The 16371-nt window shown below is 68.3% G+C and carries 17 protein-coding genes; 8 read left to right on the top strand and 9 right to left on the bottom strand.

What is annotated here, in order from left to right:
• Positions 1-17 precede the first annotated feature (17 nt).
• The 3 genes from ACJ4V0_RS01350 to ACJ4V0_RS01360 all read left to right on the top strand — a co-directional run bounded on the left by ACJ4V0_RS01350 (position 18) and on the right by ACJ4V0_RS01360 (position 3746).
• The gene (locus ACJ4V0_RS01350; protein ID WP_448297744.1) at positions 18-896 is read left to right on the top strand and encodes a cytochrome c oxidase subunit 3; all 879 of its coding nucleotides are present in this window, start codon (positions 18-20) and stop codon (positions 894-896) included.
• Between the two features lie 163 nt (positions 897-1059).
• Positions 1060-2403, top strand: coding sequence for a M16 family metallopeptidase (locus ACJ4V0_RS01355; protein ID WP_448297745.1), 1344 nt, complete (start codon positions 1060-1062; stop codon positions 2401-2403).
• Positions 2403-3746 (top strand): M16 family metallopeptidase, encoded by a 1344-nt coding sequence (locus tag ACJ4V0_RS01360; RefSeq protein ID WP_448297746.1) that lies wholly within the window; start codon positions 2403-2405, stop codon positions 3744-3746. The genes ACJ4V0_RS01355 and ACJ4V0_RS01360 overlap by 1 nt, the downstream gene beginning before the upstream one ends.
• Before the next feature lie 11 nt (positions 3747-3757).
• Here the strand turns inward: ACJ4V0_RS01360 and ACJ4V0_RS01365 are convergent, their stop codons facing one another.
• Together ACJ4V0_RS01365 and ACJ4V0_RS01370 are read right to left on the bottom strand one after the other, a co-directional pair.
• Positions 3758-4501: an SURF1 family protein gene (locus ACJ4V0_RS01365; protein WP_448297747.1), complete on the bottom strand. Its 744-nt coding sequence runs from the start codon at positions 4499-4501 to the stop codon at positions 3758-3760.
• Between the two features lie 78 nt (positions 4502-4579).
• Positions 4580-4951 (bottom strand): DUF983 domain-containing protein, encoded by a 372-nt coding sequence (locus ACJ4V0_RS01370; protein WP_448297748.1) that lies wholly within the window; start codon positions 4949-4951, stop codon positions 4580-4582.
• 241 nt (positions 4952-5192) lie between these two features.
• On the opposite strand from ACJ4V0_RS01370, the gene ACJ4V0_RS01375 reads away from it, so the two are divergent.
• Together ACJ4V0_RS01375 and ACJ4V0_RS01380 are read left to right on the top strand one after the other, a co-directional pair.
• Positions 5193-5576: a response regulator gene (locus tag ACJ4V0_RS01375; protein WP_448297749.1), complete on the top strand. Its 384-nt coding sequence runs from the start codon at positions 5193-5195 to the stop codon at positions 5574-5576.
• Between the two features lie 120 nt (positions 5577-5696).
• Positions 5697-6386 carry a protein phosphatase CheZ gene (locus ACJ4V0_RS01380; RefSeq protein WP_448297750.1) on the top strand — a complete coding sequence of 230 codons (690 nt, stop codon included), beginning with the start codon at positions 5697-5699 and terminating at the stop codon, positions 6384-6386.
• Positions 6387-6406: 20 nt separating this feature from the next.
• Here ACJ4V0_RS01380 and ACJ4V0_RS01385 read toward each other — a convergent pair whose 3' ends face one another.
• From ACJ4V0_RS01385 to purD, 4 genes are all read right to left on the bottom strand, one after another.
• Positions 6407-7297 carry a TIGR01459 family HAD-type hydrolase gene (locus tag ACJ4V0_RS01385; RefSeq protein WP_448297751.1) on the bottom strand — a complete coding sequence of 297 codons (891 nt, stop codon included), beginning with the start codon at positions 7295-7297 and terminating at the stop codon, positions 6407-6409.
• A gap of 51 nt (positions 7298-7348) precedes the next feature.
• Complete coding sequence (locus tag ACJ4V0_RS01390; RefSeq protein WP_448297752.1) at positions 7349-8260, bottom strand: alpha/beta fold hydrolase; 912 nt, start codon at positions 8258-8260, stop codon at positions 7349-7351.
• A 121-nt stretch (positions 8261-8381) separates the two neighbouring features.
• Positions 8382-8909 (bottom strand): hypothetical protein, encoded by a 528-nt coding sequence (locus ACJ4V0_RS01395; protein WP_448297753.1) that lies wholly within the window; start codon positions 8907-8909, stop codon positions 8382-8384.
• Between the two features lie 52 nt (positions 8910-8961).
• Positions 8962-10254, bottom strand: coding sequence for a phosphoribosylamine--glycine ligase (purD, locus tag ACJ4V0_RS01400; protein ID WP_448297754.1), 1293 nt, complete (start codon positions 10252-10254; stop codon positions 8962-8964).
• Positions 10255-10346: 92 nt separating this feature from the next.
• Here purD and xseA point away from each other — a divergent pair, with 92 nt between their 5' ends.
• Positions 10347-11939 carry an exodeoxyribonuclease VII large subunit gene (gene xseA / locus ACJ4V0_RS01405; RefSeq protein WP_448297755.1) on the top strand — a complete coding sequence of 531 codons (1593 nt, stop codon included), beginning with the start codon at positions 10347-10349 and terminating at the stop codon, positions 11937-11939.
• 18 nt (positions 11940-11957) lie between these two features.
• Here xseA and ACJ4V0_RS01410 read toward each other — a convergent pair whose 3' ends face one another.
• Positions 11958-13079, bottom strand: a complete 1122-nt coding sequence (locus ACJ4V0_RS01410; RefSeq protein ID WP_448297756.1) for a carboxylate-amine ligase — start codon at positions 13077-13079, stop codon at positions 11958-11960.
• Between the two features lie 262 nt (positions 13080-13341).
• Positions 13342-14088 carry a 16S rRNA (uracil(1498)-N(3))-methyltransferase gene (locus ACJ4V0_RS01415; RefSeq protein WP_448297757.1) on the bottom strand — a complete coding sequence of 249 codons (747 nt, stop codon included), beginning with the start codon at positions 14086-14088 and terminating at the stop codon, positions 13342-13344.
• A gap of 172 nt (positions 14089-14260) precedes the next feature.
• Between ACJ4V0_RS01415 and ACJ4V0_RS01420 the strand changes: the two genes are divergently transcribed.
• Together ACJ4V0_RS01420 and ubiA are read left to right on the top strand one after the other, a co-directional pair.
• Positions 14261-14746 carry a hypothetical protein gene (locus tag ACJ4V0_RS01420; RefSeq protein WP_448297758.1) on the top strand — a complete coding sequence of 162 codons (486 nt, stop codon included), beginning with the start codon at positions 14261-14263 and terminating at the stop codon, positions 14744-14746.
• A gap of 6 nt (positions 14747-14752) precedes the next feature.
• On the top strand, positions 14753-15694 hold the full coding sequence (gene ubiA, locus ACJ4V0_RS01425; RefSeq protein ID WP_448297759.1) for a 4-hydroxybenzoate octaprenyltransferase: 942 nt from the start codon (positions 14753-14755) through the stop codon (positions 15692-15694).
• Here the strand turns inward: ubiA and ACJ4V0_RS01430 are convergent.
• Positions 15691-16335 (bottom strand): FMN-binding negative transcriptional regulator, encoded by a 645-nt coding sequence (locus ACJ4V0_RS01430; protein ID WP_448297760.1) that lies wholly within the window; start codon positions 16333-16335, stop codon positions 15691-15693. The genes ubiA and ACJ4V0_RS01430 overlap by 4 nt on opposite strands.
• Between the last annotated feature and the right edge of the window lie 36 nt (positions 16336-16371).

A 16371-nucleotide genomic window follows, 5' to 3' on the forward strand; every position in this document is an offset into this window, starting at 1 on the left:
GCCAGACGGAGACTTCAATGGCCGAGGCCCACGCCAAACATCACGACTACCATCTGGTGCCGCTCAGCCCCTGGCCCTTCGTCGGCTCGATGTCGGTCTTCGTCATGGCCGTCGGCGCCGTGATGTGGATGAAGTCCATGCCGCTGGCCGGGCTCCAGCTCGGCTGGGTCGTTTTCTTCGCCGGCCTCATCGGCGTTCTCTACACGATGTTCGGCTGGTGGTCGGACGTGATCCGCGAGGGCCAGGAAGGTCATCACACGCGGGTCGTCTCCCTGCACCTGCGCTACGGCATGATCATGTTCATCGCATCCGAGGTGATGTTCTTCGTCGCCTGGTTCTGGGCCTATTTCGACGCCGCCTTCTTTCCCGGCGAGGTCGCCCAGTACCAGCGCACCGAGCTGACCGGCGGCCACTGGCCGCCGAAGGGCATCGAGACCTTTAACCCGCTGCAGATTCCGCTGCTGGGAACCATGGTCCTGTTGCTCTCCGGCACCACGGTCACCGCCGCGCACCACCACATCGTCACCGGCGAGCGTGAGCAGGCGAAGATGTACCTGTGGTTCACGGTCGTCCTCGGCTTCCTGTTTACCTGCCTGCAGGCCTACGAGTACAGCCACGCCCATTTCGGTTTCTCGGGCAACATCTACGGCGCCACCTTCTTCATGGCGACGGGCTTCCACGGCTTCCACGTCATCGTCGGCACCATCTTCCTGCTGGTCTGCACGCTGCGCCTCTATCGCGAGACGCATCTGACGCCGGAGAAGCACTTCGGCTTCGAGGCCGCCGCCTGGTACTGGCACTTCGTCGACGTGGTCTGGCTGTTCCTCTTCGCCGCCATCTACGTCTGGGGCTACGACTGGTCCGGCCGGGCCCTGGCCGGCGCGGTCGGCCATTGACGAACCCGGGTCACCACCCGACATGCAGAGGGCGGCTTCGGCCGCCCTTTTCTTTGGCGGCGAGCCGCCTTCACGGGCTTGTCATGAGCCAGGCGCGCCGCCTCTGTGTCTCAATGGGGCAGGACGCCCCGACGATGGTGGTACGATGCCGATGACCCGACGCATGTTCACGACAGGCCTGGCGGCTCTCGCTGCGCCGGCGCTCATGCCGTCGGCGTCGCTGGGCTCGGTGCCGGTCGAACGCGCCTACCGGCACGTCCTCGCCAACGGGCTGGAGGTCGTCGCCATCCCCGACCACCGCATCCCCGTCGTCACGCACATGCTCTGGTACAGGGTCGGGTCGGCGGACGAGGAGCCGGGCAAGTCGGGGCTCGCCCATTTCCTCGAGCATCTCCTGTTCAAGGGAACGGCGCGCAATCCCATCCACGTGTTCTCACGCGCGGTGACGGCTGCCGGCGGCCAGGAGAACGCCTTCACCTCCTATGACTACACCGGCTACTTCCAGCGGATTGTCCGCGACCAACTCCCCGTGATGATGGAGTTCGAGGCGGACCGGATGACCGGCCTGGTGCTCACCGACGAGGTCGTCCTGCCCGAGCGCGACGTCGTGCTCGAGGAGCGGCGCCAGCGCATCGACAACGATCCCGGCGCCCGGCTCGGCGAGCGGATGCAGAGCCAGCTCTGGGGCGAGACGCACCCCTACGGCATTCCGATCATCGGGTTCGAGCGGGAGATCCGGCAGCTCAACCGCGAGGACGCGCTGGCCTTCTACCGGCGCCACTATGCCCCGAACAACGCCATCCTCGTCGTCGCCGGCGACGTCGCGCCCGATGCCGTTCTCCGCCTCGCCGAGGAGACCTACGGGCGGATCGACGCCAACCCGCGCATCGCCTCGCGCAGCCGTCCCGCGGCCGCTTCGCGCACCGAGCGCGAGCGCGTGCGCCTGGCCGACCGGCGCGTCCGCCAGCCGAGCCTGACGCATGCCCATGTCGTCCCGTCCTATCGCTCGGCTCGGCCGGGCGAGGCCGAGGCGCTGGAGGTTCTCTCCCAGATCGCCGGTTCTTCGCCGAATGGTCGCATGTACAAGACCCTGGTCGCGGATGCGGGTCTGGCGGTCTCGGCCGGCTGCTTCTATGCCGGCTCGGCGCTCGGCGACGGTCGCTTCGGTATCCATGGTTCGCCGCGTCCCGACGTGCCGCTCGCCAGCCTCGAGAAGGCGATGTTCGAAGTGGCGGCGCGGCTCGCCGGCGACGGCGTCACGGAGGACGAGATCGCCCGCGCCAAGACGCGGCTGATCGCCGATTCCGTTTATTCGCAGGACAGCCAGTCCTCCATGGCCCGCATGTACGGGGCGGCGCTCACCTGCGGCTCCAGCATGGAGGACCTGCAGGAATGGGTCGCGCGCATCCGGGCCGTCAGCCGCGACGAGATCAATGCGATGGCGCCCCGCGCCTTCGACTTTTCGCGTGCCGTGACGGGCGAACTGGTCCGCGCGGAGCAGGGCTGATGTTCAGGCTCCCCTCTGTCCTCGCTGCCGGAGCCCTGATGATGGCCCATGCCCTGTCGCCGGCCATCGCCGCGCCCGCCCTGCCGCCCGAAAGCCAGTCGAGCCGCGTCGAGCGGGTAATCTCGCCCGGTGGCATCGAGGCCTGGCTGGTGCGCCAGACCCATCTTCCCGTCCTCGCCCTGTCCTTCGCGGTGCGCGGCGGCACGGCGCAGGATCCTGCCGGTCGAGAAGGCGCGGCCCATCTCCTTGCTGCCATGATGGACGAGGGCGCCGGCGACCTCGATGCGGAGGCCTTCAACGGCCGCCTGCAGGATCGCGCCATCGAGATGAGCTTTGCCGCGAGCCGCGACCTCTTCTCCGGATCGGTGCGCAGCCTGAGCGAGCATCGCGACGAGGCCATGGCCCTGCTGAAGCTGGCGCTCACGCGCCCGCGCCTCGACGCCGCGCCGATGGAACGCATGCGCCAGTCCGTTCTCGCCGCGATCCGGCGCGCCTCGACCAACCCCGGCTCCATCGCCAGCGACACGTTCTGGTCGACGGCCTTCCCAGGCCATCCCTACGGCCGGCGCAACGCGGGCACGACGGAGAGCGTCACGGCGCTCACCGCGGTCGACCTTGCCGCCCTGCACCGGCGGATGATCGCCCGTGAGCACCTGAAAGTGTCCGTCGTGGGCGACATCACGGCCGCGGAGCTCGGCCCCCTGCTCGACGGCGTCTTCGGTGATCTCCCCGCCCGAGCCGAACTCGTCCCGGTTCCCGCGGCGATGATCTCCAACACCGGCCAGCGCCGCGTCGTGCCCCTCGACATTCCGCAGGCGACCATCTCCTTCGGCCTCGCAGGGCTCAAGCGCGACGATCCCGACTTCTTCCCGGCCTTCGTGATGAACCACGTTCTCGGTGGCGGCAGCTTCTCCTCCCGCCTCTATCAGGAGGTCAGGGAGAAGCGCGGCCTCGCCTATTCCGTGTCCACGGGCCTCGCCGCGCTCGACGCAACGGGTCTTCTCACCGGGGGGACGTCCACCCGCAATGACCGCGCCGCCGAGAGCCTCGCCGTCATCGAGGCGGAACTGAAGCGCATGGGCGCGGAAGGCCCGACGCCACTGGAGCTGGAGCAGGCCAAGCGTTACCTCATCGGCTCCTGGGCGCTGAGGTTCGAGACCTCCACCCAGATCGCCTCCAACCTCATCCGCATCCAGCTTGACGGCGAGGGTCCGGACTATCTCGACCGCCGCAACGGTTTGATCGAGGCGGTCGGTATCGAGGATGTGCGCCGCGTCGCCCGACGGCTCCTCGGCGATCCGAAGCTCCTCGTCGTGGTGGTCGGAAAGCCTGAAGGCATGTGAGGCGGGGGCGCCTATCGCCCCCGCAGCCGCTGGATTGCGAAGGCGGCGAAGACGCCGATCAGCGTCAGGGCGAGGCCGAACCATGTCAGCGCATATTCGAGGTGACGGTTGGCAAAGGTCAGCCGGGTCTCGCCGCCGCGCGGCAGGCCGCCCGGAACGGCGGTGTCGTCTGCATCGATCGAGAAGGGGGCCGTCATCCGCGCGTTGACCCCCATGACGCGCGCCATAGCGACCAGATCCCGGGTGTAGAAAAGGCGGCGCGCCGGATCGTCTGGCGCCGCGAAGGCGCCGCGCGTCTCGGGATAGCGGACGAGACCGGTGACGGTCGCCTCGCCCTCAACCTGGCCCGTGGCGCGGGTCGCGGGGTCGCGTCGCTCCGTCGGCACGAAACCGCGGTTGACGATGACCGTGTCGCCGCCGGACGTCACCAGCGGCGTCATGACGAAATAGCCCTGGCCCTGCGGCCGGCCACGATCGGCCTGCCGGGTGTCGCCGGCGACGTGATAGAGATAGGCCTCGGCGTCGTGGCGGAAACGCCCGGTCACTGTCACGCGGCGATATTCGTCCCGCTCCGGGGCCATGCGGCCCCAGGCCTCCCGGCCCGGCAGCGGAATGGCCGGAGCCGTGCTGCGCTCTTCCACCTGGGCGACCAGGCCCTGCTTCCAGGCAAGGCGCGACAGCTGCCAGGTTCCCAGCGAAAGAAGGATTCCGAGGGCCAGGGCCGAGACGAGCCCTGGCAGGACGAGCGACCGCATGCGGTCGGTCAGAGGGCGGGCGGGGGGGATCGCGGGAAGGTCGGTATGCGAAGACATGACGCGGAGATAGGGTCCCTCTCACTCCATGTCGAGCCGTTCCCTGTGCGCGCTGTTGCGATATTGCACGGCGATCATGACCCCCTTCATCGGCCGGAGCAGCCCGAGGCAGACGATCAGCACGAGCGGCAGGAAGATGATGGCGTGAACCCAGTAGGGCGGCGAGTACTTCACCTCCACCACGAGCGCCAGGGCGCAGATGATGAAGCCGGCGAACAGGATGACGAAGACGGCCGGCCCGTCGCCGGCGTCGGCGAAGCCGTAGTCGAGGCCGCAGGCGCTGCACTTCGGCTTCACCGTCAGGAACCCGTCGAAGAGGTGACCCTCGCCGCAGCGCGGGCAACGGCCACGCAGGCCCGTCGAGACAGGTGCCTGGTCCTGATAGTAGGTCATGCGCAATCTCCTCAGGAAGCCGACCCTACAGCCGCGTCCTGGGCAAACCAATTCGTAACCCTGCATACGCACAGACGCCCCGCAGGTGGATTGGGATGGATTTTCTCGGCCGGCCAGACGCCCCGTTAACCGCTTCTTCAATGCTGAACGGCATTTTCATACCGGACGCCGCGACGTGTGCGGCTCGAACAACTTTCCGGAACGGCGTGGCAGGAGCCCCGCTGGCGCTTGGAGCAGTGTGATGGCTGTTGACCTCTCGATGCCGATCCTCGTGGTCGACGATTACAACACGATGATCCGTATCATCCGCAATCTTCTGAAGCAGCTCGGCTTCGACGACATCGACGATGCGTCCGATGGCTCGGCCGCGCTCGCCAAGATGAAGGAGAAGAAATACGGCCTCGTCATCTCCGACTGGAACATGGAGCCGATGACCGGCTACGAGCTCCTGAAGGAAGTGCGCGCCGACAGCTCGCTCACCCGCACGCCCTTCATCATGGTCACCGCGGAATCCAAGACGGAGAACGTCATCGCCGCCAAGAAGGCCGGCGTGAACAACTACATCGTGAAGCCGTTCAACGCCCAGACGCTGAAGGCCAAGATCGACGCCGTCTTCGCTGATTGACGATGCCGCTGCGCCCCTCGCGCAGCGTCGATCGCTGGAATTGCCACTGCGATTGACGCTTCGGGGCCTCAGGCCCGTCGGACAGACGCCGCCGCAGACGTCCTTGGGAAACAGGCGATAATGAAAAAAGTCTCCACCGACCACCTCGACCGCATCGTGCAGTTCGTCCGCACCAAGGGCAACGGCGAGGTCTCGCTGTCCGATGTGGTGGGCCTTGCCGAAGTGACGGTCGAATCGCTGTCGAGCTTCTTCCGCTCCATCGACATGGCGGTCTATCGCGAGCTCTCCGACATCGCCGCCTTCATCACCAACATGAAGTCCGAGGTCGGCCGCCTGCAGCCGAACGACCTGAAGCACAGCCGCATTCCGGCCGCCGGCATGGAACTCGACGCCATCGTCAAGGCGACCGAGAAGGCCACCGACACGATCATGGGCGCCGCAGAGGAACTGATGGCCGCCGACGCCTCCGACCCCGCCGCCTACAAGGCCATGGTCGACGAGCGCATGCTGCTCATCTTCGAGGCCTGCTCGTTCCAGGACATCACGGGACAGCGCGTCGCCAAGGTGATCGAGACCCTGAAGCACATCGAGGCGCGAGTCTCCCGCTTCGCCGAAGCCATCAATGCCGCCGATGCCGAAGGTTACCTGACGGAAGAGGAAAAGCGGCGCGAGGAGCGCAAGCTCAAGAACATCCTGCACGGGCCCCAGCTGTCCGGCGAAGGCGTCGACCAGAACGACGTCGATGCGCTGTTCGACAAGCCGGCCAAGAAGGCGAGCCGTCAGGACGATATCGACGCCATGTTCAAGTAGGGCGACGCGGCGCAGGCCCGCTACCAGGCGAGCTTCCGCATCACGTGGCTGGGATGCTGGCCCGTGTCCGCGATCAGCGCGGCAAGCCCCTCTGGCCTGATGCCCTCCGGTCCGAGCAGGATCTCGGCATGGATCCCCTCGGCCAGGAACAGGCAGTCGAACCCCATACGGACGGCGCCGGCCACGTCGGTCCGCATCGCGTCGCCGATGGCGAGCACGCGTGAGGGATCGGGCCGCCTGCCAAGAATGCGCTCCGCATAGCGCCAGCAGGCCTCGTAGGCCGGTTCGTAGGGCTTGCCGGCATAGAGCACCTCGCCGCCCAGCGACTGGTAGCGGTCGCCGATCGCGCCGGCGCAGAAGATGAGGTCGTGGCCGACCTCGACCACCTTGTCGGGATTGCCGCACAGGAAGAACAGGTCGCGCGCCTTCATGCGCTCCAGTCGTTCCTGATAGTCGTCGGGGGTTTCGACGCGGTCATCGACCAGGCCGGTACAGACGACATAGGCCGCCTCCTCGATGGAGACGAGGCGCGTGTCCATCCCCTCGAAAACGACGAGGTCGCGCTGCGGGCCGACATGGTGCACCGGCGCGCCCGGGCGCGTGCGCATGTAGTCGCGCGACACGTCGCCGGAGGTGACGATGGCGTCATAGGCGGCGCGTGGCACGCCGAGCCGGTCGAGTTGGCCCACCACTACCGGAGCCTGGCGCGGCGCATTGGTGATGAGGATCACCGGAACGCCGCGCTTGCGGATGGCGACCAGCGCCTCGCAGGCCTGGGGATGGGCGCGCATGCCGTTGTGCAGGACGCCCCAGACATCGGAGAAAACGAGGTCATAGTCCCCTGCGATGGCGGCGAGGCTGTCGATCACGGGCGGCAGGGCCACGGGGGCGGCGGTGAGGGCGTCGGTCATGCGAGCGGGTTAAGCGGCGGCGCCGAACGGGTCAAGCCAGCCACGCGACTCTCATGCGAGCGTCGTGGCGCTGAGGAAGGGCAGGAGGGCCGCAAGGCATCCGGCCGGGTTCTCCTCCGGAATGAAATGGCCGGAATCGACAGCTTCGCCGCTCGCCTTCGGCGCGAACACCCTCCAGGCGTCGAGGGGGCTCGCGCCAGTGGAGGGAATACCGGCATCGCCCCAGACCACGTGGGTCGGCACGTCGATGGTCCGGCCCGCAGCCTTGTCGGCCTCGTCGGCGGCAAGATCGACCGTTGCTCCCGCACGATAGTCCTCGCACGCCGCATGGATGCGGGAGGGGTCGTTGAAGGAGTTCCGGTAGTGCTGCAGGGCGCGGTTGTCATAGGCGTCGAGCGTGCCGGTCTTGGTCCACAGCGCCAGCTTCTCCTCCAGATAGGCGGTCGGATTGCGGCCGATCTCCGCCTCAGGCACGCCTTCGGGGCCGGACAGGAAGATCCAGTGCTCGGTTTTCGGTGAGGGCGCCGCCCGGATGCGCTCCCACATGACGATGGTCGGCACGATGTCGAGGAGCGCGATGCGCTCCAGCCGGCCGGGATGGTCGAGCGCCATGCGATAGGTGACGCGCGCGCCGCGGTCGTGGCCGCAGGCCATGAAGCGCACATGGCCGAGCGCCGACATCACCTCGATCATCAGTTGCGCCATGTCGCGCTTGGCATAGGGATAGTGATCCTTGCCGCCGCGCGGCGCCGTCGACCAGCCGTAGCCGGGCAGGTCGGGCATCACCAGCGTGAAGTGTTTCGCCAGTTCCGGGGCGATTCGGTGCCACTCCACATGGGTCTGTGGAAAGCCGTGGACGAGGAGCAGCGGCGGCCCCGATCCGCCGGAGCGCGCGAAGATCTGGCCGACCGAGGTGTCGATCCAGTGCGATTCGAAGCCGGGAAACAGATCGAAGGTGGACATGGACGCTCCTTGGACATCGGGCTTGAGCATAACGCGGAAGCGCGCCGGATGGTGACATCAGGGCAGCGGGCATCTGTTGCGCGGCTGTCCCGCGCTTCCCTTCAGTCTCGGCGGTCGATCCCTACGTCGGTGCAGCGGACCGCTTGCCGGCCTCGACCTCCCACAGCACAAGCATGCGCCGGATCACGGCGGCGAAGCGCACCAGATCCTCGATCGTCTGGCGCACCGGCTGCTCGGACGCCCCGGTCGGGATGTCGACTTCGATGGTGCCCGATCGCCGCGACACATTGATATCGATCCTCGCGCCGCTGAGCTGCGGGTCGTCCATCTCGAAGGCCTGCCCGTCCCACGGATTGCGGACCACGCCGGGATCGTCGGCGATGCCGGCGTCCGGGTTGCGGATATGCGCCAGCAGCCGGTCGATGTCGGATGCGACCACCGTCAGGCGGTCGAGCGGCACCCGCCTGTTCCGCCAGTCCGCGAAATACGGACCTGAGTCATCCTGTTTCAGCGCGAAATCGAACTCCCAGCTCAGCAGCGGCTCCAGCCCCCGCGCGTGGGCGATGTCCCGCCGCGAGAGCCGGGACGAGATCGCGCTCGTCAGACCTGTCCGCAACGTATTCCAGAGGTTCTGCACGGGGCTTGCCAAGATTTCAGATCCTTCCGTCGCGCCGGAACGGTCCTAAGGGAACCGATCGCGCTCAACTCTGCCCGAGGGCCGCCCGTTCCCGCGCCACCGCCTGCCAGCCAATGTCGCGGCGGCAGAAGCCGCCCGGCCAGTCGATGAGGTCGACGGCACGATAGGCTTTTTCCTGCGCCTCCGTCACCGTCCGTCCCGTCGCGGTGACGGCAAGGACCCGCCCGCCCTGGGCGACGATCTCGCCATCCTTTGTCGCCGTGCCGGCATGAAAGACCTCGACGCCGTCCAGCGCACGCGCCCGGTCGATGCCGCGGATGACGGTGCCCTTCTCGGGCGTGCCGGGATAGCCCTTCGCCGCCATGACGACGGTCAGCGCCACCTCGTCGTACCAGCGCGCGCTCATGGTCTTCAGCTGGCCGTCGGCCGAGGCGAGGAGCAGCGTCAGGAGATCGTCCTTCAGCCGCATCATCAGCACCTGGCATTCCGGGTCGCCGAAGCGGCAGTTGTATTCGATCAGCCTCGGTCCCTCGGCCGTGATCATCAGGCCGGCAAAGAGAACCCCCTTGAACGGATGACCCTTGGCCGCCATGGCCGCGAGGGTGGGGCGGATGATCTCGGCCATGGTCCGCTCGACCATGGCGGGCGTCATAACCGGCGCCGGCGAGTAGGCGCCCATGCCGCCGGTATTGGGGCCGGTGTCGCCGTCGCCGACGCGCTTGTGGTCCTGCGCCGTGGCGAGGGCGAGGGCATTCTCGCCGTCGCAGAGGGCGAAGAACGAGGCCTCTTCGCCGGTCATGAACTCCTCGACGACGACCGAGGCGCCGGCCTCGCCCATGCCGCCCTCGAACATCATGTCGACGGCAGCCAGCGCCTCGTCGAGCGTCATGGCCACGACCACGCCCTTTCCGGCGGCGAGGCCGTCGGCCTTGATGACGATGGGCGCGCCCATGCGCTGCACATAGTCCCTGGCCGGCTCCGCCGCCGTGAACCGCTCATAGGCCGCGGTCGGAATGCCGAACGCGCGGCAGAGATCCTTGGTGAAGCCCTTGGAGCCTTCCAGTTGCGCCGCGGCCTTCGACGGGCCGAAGACCTTGATTCCGGCCGCATCGAGATCGTCGGCAAGGCCCGCCACCAGCGGCGCCTCCGGTCCCACCACGACGAAGGTGATCGCATGCTGGCGGCAATAGGCGATGACCGCGGCGTGGTCGGTCACGTCCAGCGCCGCCAGCGTCGCCAGCTCCGCGATACCCGGATTGCCCGGAGCGCAGTGGAGCCTAGTGAGCAGCGGGCTCGCCGATAGCGCCCAGGCGAGGGCATGTTCCCGGCCGCCGCCGCCGATCAGAAGCACGTTCATGGCTCTCTCCGGAAATCGCGCCGGATGGCGCTTCATCCTTCGTCCCGCAGCGTCTAGACAAGAGTGCCCCGTCCGGCAACGGATTCGCCCGCATGACCGATGTCGTCCCGTCCAACACGCCCGAGATTTCGGTTTCGGAGCTTTCCGCCGCCATCAAGCGGACGGTGGAGGACGCCTTCGGCTTTGTGCGCCTGCGCGGCGAGGTCTCGGGCTTCAAGGGACCGAGCGGCTCCGGCCACGTCTATTTCCGCCTGAAGGACGAGGGCGCCACCATCGAGGCTGTGATCTGGAAGGGCGTCTATGGCCGGCTGAAGTTCAAGCCGCAGGAGGGCCTCGAGGTCATCGCCACCGGCCGCGTCACCACCTTCCCCGGCTCGTCGAAATACCAGGTCGTCATCGAGAGCCTGGAGCCGGCCGGCGTCGGCGCGTTGATGGCGCTGCTCGAGGAACGGCGGAAGAAGCTCGCGGCGGAAGGCCTGTTCGACGCCGCCCGCAAGCGGCCCTTGCCCTATCTGCCCACGGTGATCGGCGTCGTCACCTCGCCGACCGGGGCCGTCATCCGCGACATCCTGCACCGGCTGGAGGATCGTTTCCCGCGCACGGTTCTCGTCTGGCCCGTGCGCGTGCAGGGCGAGGGCAGCGCCGCCGAGGTCGCCAATGCCATTCGTGGCTTCAACGCCATCGGACCTGACGACGACCTGCCCCGTCCCGACGTCATCATCGTGGCCCGCGGAGGCGGCTCGCTGGAGGACCTCTGGGGCTTCAACGAGGAGATCGTCGTCCGCGCCGCCTTCGAGAGCGCCATCCCGCTCATCTCGGCGGTCGGCCACGAAACGGATACGACCCTCATCGACTTTGCCGCCGACCGGCGCGCGCCAACCCCGACGGCAGCCGCCGAAATGGCCGTGCCGGTGCGCGCCGACCTCATCGCCGAGACGGCGGGCCTCGGCCGCCGCCTGACCGTCGCTGTCGCCCGCGGCATGGAGAGCCGGCGCACCGAATTGCGCGCCGCCACCCGCGCCTTGCCGGATGCCGAGCGCCTTCTGGAGGCGGCCCGCCAGCGCCTCGACGCCGCTTCGGAGCGATTGCCCAATGCATTGGCGGCCAATGCCGCCGCCCATCGGACCCGGCTGGTGCGCGCCGCGACCCGCCTGTCCCCGGCGCTGCTGGCCGGGAGGATCGCGCGGTCGCGGGATCGGATCGAGGCCCTGTCTGGCCGCGCCGCGGCCGCGCTCTCGCGCCGCACCGAATTGCGCCGCCAGACCTTCAACGCCCTGTCGGATCGGTCGGCCCGCTCGCTCGGCGTCTATGCCCGGACCCAGTCGGACCGCATCGGCCGCGCGCGCGAGCGCCTCGACGGGCTCTATGCCCGCGCGCCGCGCGCGGTCGACCTCATCCTGCGCCGCCGCCGCGACCGGCTGGACGGCGCCGCCAAACTGCTGACGGCCCTGTCGTATCAGGGGGTGCTGGCGCGCGGCTTCGCGCTGGTGCGCGACGGCGAGGGCCGCCCCCTGCGTACGGCCGGCGCGGTGACGCCGGGCATGGCGCTCGCCATCCAGTTCACCGACGGCAGCATCGCCGCCACGGCGGATGGCGAGGTGCCGCCCGCCGCGCCGAAGAGCCCGGCGCGCAGCGCCGAGCCGAAGGCGCGCAAGAGCGGCGAGGGGCAGGGAACGCTGTTCTGAGCGGCCCCGCCCGTCCCGTCACTGCAGCGTCTGGTGGGCGATCCAGGTCTTCACCGCGCGCAGCGCATCATGTGGCGTCTCGGCAAGGCCGAGGGCCGATTTCCACACCATGAGCTGGCCGTCGGCGCTGGTGCCGCGGGCGGCGATGTCGAGGCAGCGGGCGAGATCGTCGGCGCAGTCGAGGGCCTCGGCGTCTTCCTCCAGCATGGCGACGGTCTCCTTCACGAGGTCGGTGATCGAGATTGTGGTGCGACGCTGCTCGTCGACGAATGAACCGTGGATGCCGTAGCGCTGGGCGCGCCACTTGTTCTCCTGCGCCACGGCCCGCGACAGCGGCGACAGGTCGGAGCGGAAGTCCGGGTGGCGCAGCAGGTAGCGCACCATGGACCGGTACAGCGCCGCGATCGCCAGCGCATCGTCGAGATGGGTGCAGGAATCGGGCGCCCGCAGTTCCAGCGTCGGGAACCGCCGGGATGGCCGCACCGCCCACCAGACGTAGCTTGAATCCTCGATGATCCGCGCCTCCACCAGCAGCGAGACGTAGTCGTCATACTCGGCCTGGGTCTTGAACATCTCCGGCAGCCCGGTGCGCGGCAACTCGTCATAGGCGGCGAGGCGATAGCCCATCAGTCCGGTTGAGCGCGACTGCCAGAAGGGCGAGGAGGTCGACAGGGCGATGATGAGCGGGATGGTCGGCATCAGCCGGCCCATCACGTCGATGCGCCGCGAAAGGTCGTCGAATTCGGCATGGACATGCAGCCCGCAGACGATGTTGCGCTGCCCGAGCATCTGCAGATCGTGCATGACGCTGTCGTATCGCGGGGCGTCGCTGGCGCGCTGCGTCGCCCACATGGCGGTGGGGTGGGTGCCGGAGGCGAGGATGGCGAGGCCGTGGCTGGCGGCGACCTCCCCCAGCATGCCGCGCATCGCCTGCAGTTCGTTTCGGGCGGAGGTGGGGGTCCCGTGGACGGAGCTCGTCAGCTCGACCTGCGATTGCAGCATCTCGCTGGAGATGCGGTCGCCGAGCCGGGCCTTGGCCGCGTCGAAGAAGCCCTGCGGCATGCGGCGCATCACGGCCTTGGTTTCGGCGTCGACGACGAAGAACTCTTCCTCGATCCCGAAGCGGCGGGTGTCTGACATGACTATCTCCATGATTTATCGTCAATATTGGTCCTCGTCGGCTGCCCGATGGCGGCCGGGTCCGGATCACCCCTCCCCCAAGCGGGGCGCCATCCGGTGCGTGAGAAGCTGTCAGTGCGGAGGGCAGAAATGTGGCCCGATCCGGACACCGATCGCCACGATTCCGTAACGCCTTGAAAGATGGCGTGAACTTAAATCGGTTGACTTGGCGCGCGAGAAGCGCCGCATCCGCTGCTGCCTGCTTCGCGTCTGTGGCGATGCGTCAACGCCAGTCGCCAAGGCTTGCCTGCACCACCGCCAGAGCTGCGACGGCTGCCGTATCGGCGCGCAGGATGCGCGGCCCGAGCGAAATGGCGACCGTGTTCGGCCGGCGCGCGAGCATGGCGCGCTCCTCCTCGGCAAATCCGCCTTCGGGGCCGATAACGACGGCGATGCCCCCGGACGCCGGGGCAAAGGCCGCGAGTGCCTGCACCGGATTGGCAAGGGCGGCGTCCTCGTCGCAGAAAACGAGCAACCGGTCGGCCGGCAGGGCGGCAAGGGCTTTGGCAAGGGGCTGTGAGTCATCGCAGTCGGCAACCGTCAGGATGCCGCATTGTTCCGCGGCCTCGACGGCGTTGGCCCTCATACGTTCCAGATTGACGCGGGCTGCCTGCGTGTGGCGCGTCACGACCGGGACGAGCCGCGTCACCCCCATTTCGACCGCCTTCTGCACCATGTAGTCGAGCCGGGCGTGTTTGAGGGGCGCGAAGAGCAGCCAGAGGTCGCCGGCGTCGGGCTGCGGCCGGATCAGGTCCTCGACGATCAGGCTGGCCGTCTTCCGGCCCGTGCGGGCGAGCCTTGCCGCCCATTCGCCGCTGGTCCCGTCGAAGACCGCCAGCCGTGCGCCGTCGTCGAGGCGCATCACGTTCAGGAGATAGTTGGCCTGGTCGCGGTCGAGCGGCAGCGTCGCGCCCGCCGAGATCGGCGTCCGCACGAAGAGCCGGATCGCCGTGAAGTCATAGGCCGCCATGGTTCAATCCCGTCTGCCTGCCGCATCGCCGGCCGCCGCATGAGCGCCCGGACGCGGGGCGGGTGAGGGCCGTTGCCGGCCGTCACATTGCCACGATGAAGGCAGATTGATATGTAACCTGCCGCATTCACTCAACCTCGCTCGCTCTGCGGACGTGTTCAGGGGCCGAACGATGTACCGTCGATACGCGAACAAGACCGCCTTTCTCGCGCTGGCACTGACCGGCATCCTCGCCGGCAGCGGTGCCGCGCGCGCCAACGAGATCTGTCAGGCCGAATTTCAGCCCATCATCACCGCCCACCAGGAGGTGATGAAGCAGACGCAGGCCGGCATGCCGCGCGGCCGGCCGACGACTTTTGAGCAGGCCAAGGCCAACGCCCAGCGCGCATGCCAGCTTCTGACGACGGCGCAGACCTCGTTCCGCCGCGTGCAGCAGTGGGTGCAGACCAACGCCGACTTCTGCCGGCTGCCCGAGCAGATCATCAACGACGTCAATACCGGCGTGACCAACATCACCCGCAACCGGACCCAGGCCTGCAACGGCGTCGCCAATCTCGAGCGCCAGCGTCGCCAGGCCGAGGCGGGCGGCGGCAACCCCTTCGCGCCCAACGCCGGCCGCCGGCCGCAGCTCGACCTCCGCACCCCCGGCGCGCTCTGAGCCGCCATGACAGCCGCTGACGGACGGGTCGCCGATGCCGTTCGAGGCTCCTGGGTGGATATGCACGCCCCGGCGGCGTGGCGGCCCTATCTGAGGCTCGCCCGCGCCGACCGTCCTATCGGATCATGGCTGCTGCTGCTGCCCTGCTGGTGGTCTGCCGCCTTCGCCGCGATCGCCGCCGGACACCCGCTCCCCAATCTCTGGCACATGACGCTCTTCGCCATCGGCGCTGTGGCCATGCGCGGCGCCGGCTGCACCTACAACGACCTCGTCGACCGCGACATCGATGCACTCGTCGAGCGCACCCGTTCGCGGCCCCTGCCGTCGGGCCAGGTGACCAGCCGGCAGGCGAAGCTCTTCCTCATCGCGCAGGTGGCGCTCGGCGCGCTCGTGCTGCTGGCGCTGGCAGAGCCCTTCGCCTGGCTCGTCGGGCTCGCCTCGCTCGGCGTCGTCGCCATCTATCCGTTCATGAAGCGGATCACGTCCTGGCCGCAGTCCGTGCTCGGGCTCGCCTTTTCATGGGGCGCACTGATGGGCTGGGCCGCCGCCTTCGGCCGCCTCGACCCTCCGGCGCTGCTGCTCTATGCCGGTTCGATCCTCTGGGTGATCGGCTATGACACGATCTACGCCCATCAGGACCGCGAGGACGACGCCATCGTCGGCGTCAGGTCGACGGCGCTGCTTTTCGGCGAGCGCACGCCGATCTTCCTGTCGCTGTTCTATAGCGCCGCTGTCGCTGTCTTCACCGCGGCGCTCTGGACGCTGGGCGCGCCGCCTCTCGCCTATCTCGGTCTGTTCGCCTTCGCGGCGCATCTCGCCTGGCAGGTGCGCAGGCTGGACATCGCCGATCCGGACTTGTGCCTGAGGCTGTTCAAGTCCAACCGCGACGCGGGTCTTCTCTTTCTCGCCGGCCTCATGGCCGCCGCCGCCATCCGCGCCCTCCTCTAGGCGCGCCTGTCACGGAGGTCGGCGACGCAGCGCGCCACGGCCCTGTCGGTCGGCTCCTCGGAGGCCGAAAGACCAGCGATGACGCCCTCGACATCGGCCGCCGGGCGGTTCTGGCTCATCTTCAGCTTCGCGTCGAAGGCGGTCACGGCGAAATGCATGCCGACGATGGCGCGCATCTGCATGGCGACGAAGTCGTCCGGCGCATCCGACATCGCCCAGGGATGCTCGCGTCCCGCTTCGTGCCGATCCGTCAGGTCGGCAAGGTTCTGGTGCAGGAAGGCGGGATCCGCCGGCCAGGTCACCTGGCCGCGGACGTGGACCGCCGCATAGTTCCAGGTCGGCACCACCTTGGCCGTCTCCTTCTTGGTCGCATACCAGGACGGGCTCACATAGGCCTGCGGACCGGTGAAGATCAGCAGCGCCTCTGCGCCGGCCGCGGTGTTCTGCCAGTGCGGATTGGCCCGTGCGATATGACCGAAGAAGGCGGTCTCGCCAGACGGCTCGCGCTTCAGGATGACCGGAAGGTGTGTGGCAAAGAGCCCCGTCGATCCCTGCGTGACCAGCGCCGCAAAGGGGTGCGCGGCGCAGAAGGCCAGGGCCTCGGCCTCCTCGCCCATCGCGAAGAGAGAGGGAACGTACATGGCGAGCCTCCAAGAAAGACGGGGCCGGAGCGATAG

The organism is Phreatobacter aquiterrae, assembly GCF_053471285.1.

What these genes read in the sequence shown, in the direction of transcription:
- ACJ4V0_RS01350 (WP_448297744.1), top strand. Translation starts at nt 18, where the DNA reads ATGGCCGAGGCCCACGCCAAACATCACGACTACCATCTGGTGCCGCTC.
- ACJ4V0_RS01355 (WP_448297745.1), top strand. Translation starts at nt 1,060, where the DNA reads ATGTTCACGACAGGCCTGGCGGCTCTCGCTGCGCCGGCGCTCATGCCG.
- ACJ4V0_RS01360 (WP_448297746.1), top strand. Translation starts at nt 2,403, where the DNA reads ATGTTCAGGCTCCCCTCTGTCCTCGCTGCCGGAGCCCTGATGATGGCC.
- ACJ4V0_RS01365 (WP_448297747.1), bottom strand. Translation starts at nt 4,501, where the DNA reads ATGCGGTCGCTCGTCCTGCCAGGGCTCGTCTCGGCCCTGGCCCTCGGA.
- ACJ4V0_RS01370 (WP_448297748.1), bottom strand. Translation starts at nt 4,951, where the DNA reads ATGACCTACTATCAGGACCAGGCACCTGTCTCGACGGGCCTGCGTGGC.
- ACJ4V0_RS01375 (WP_448297749.1), top strand. Translation starts at nt 5,193, where the DNA reads ATGGCTGTTGACCTCTCGATGCCGATCCTCGTGGTCGACGATTACAAC.
- ACJ4V0_RS01380 (WP_448297750.1), top strand. Translation starts at nt 5,697, where the DNA reads ATGAAAAAAGTCTCCACCGACCACCTCGACCGCATCGTGCAGTTCGTC.
- ACJ4V0_RS01385 (WP_448297751.1), bottom strand. Translation starts at nt 7,297, where the DNA reads ATGACCGACGCCCTCACCGCCGCCCCCGTGGCCCTGCCGCCCGTGATC.
- ACJ4V0_RS01390 (WP_448297752.1), bottom strand. Translation starts at nt 8,260, where the DNA reads ATGTCCACCTTCGATCTGTTTCCCGGCTTCGAATCGCACTGGATCGAC.
- purD (WP_448297754.1), bottom strand. Translation starts at nt 10,254, where the DNA reads ATGAACGTGCTTCTGATCGGCGGCGGCGGCCGGGAACATGCCCTCGCC.
- xseA (WP_448297755.1), top strand. Translation starts at nt 10,347, where the DNA reads ATGACCGATGTCGTCCCGTCCAACACGCCCGAGATTTCGGTTTCGGAG.
- ACJ4V0_RS01410 (WP_448297756.1), bottom strand. Translation starts at nt 13,079, where the DNA reads ATGTCAGACACCCGCCGCTTCGGGATCGAGGAAGAGTTCTTCGTCGTC.
- ACJ4V0_RS01415 (WP_448297757.1), bottom strand. Translation starts at nt 14,088, where the DNA reads ATGGCGGCCTATGACTTCACGGCGATCCGGCTCTTCGTGCGGACGCCG.
- ACJ4V0_RS01420 (WP_448297758.1), top strand. Translation starts at nt 14,261, where the DNA reads ATGTACCGTCGATACGCGAACAAGACCGCCTTTCTCGCGCTGGCACTG.
- ubiA (WP_448297759.1), top strand. Translation starts at nt 14,753, where the DNA reads ATGACAGCCGCTGACGGACGGGTCGCCGATGCCGTTCGAGGCTCCTGG.
- ACJ4V0_RS01430 (WP_448297760.1), bottom strand. Translation starts at nt 16,335, where the DNA reads ATGTACGTTCCCTCTCTCTTCGCGATGGGCGAGGAGGCCGAGGCCCTG.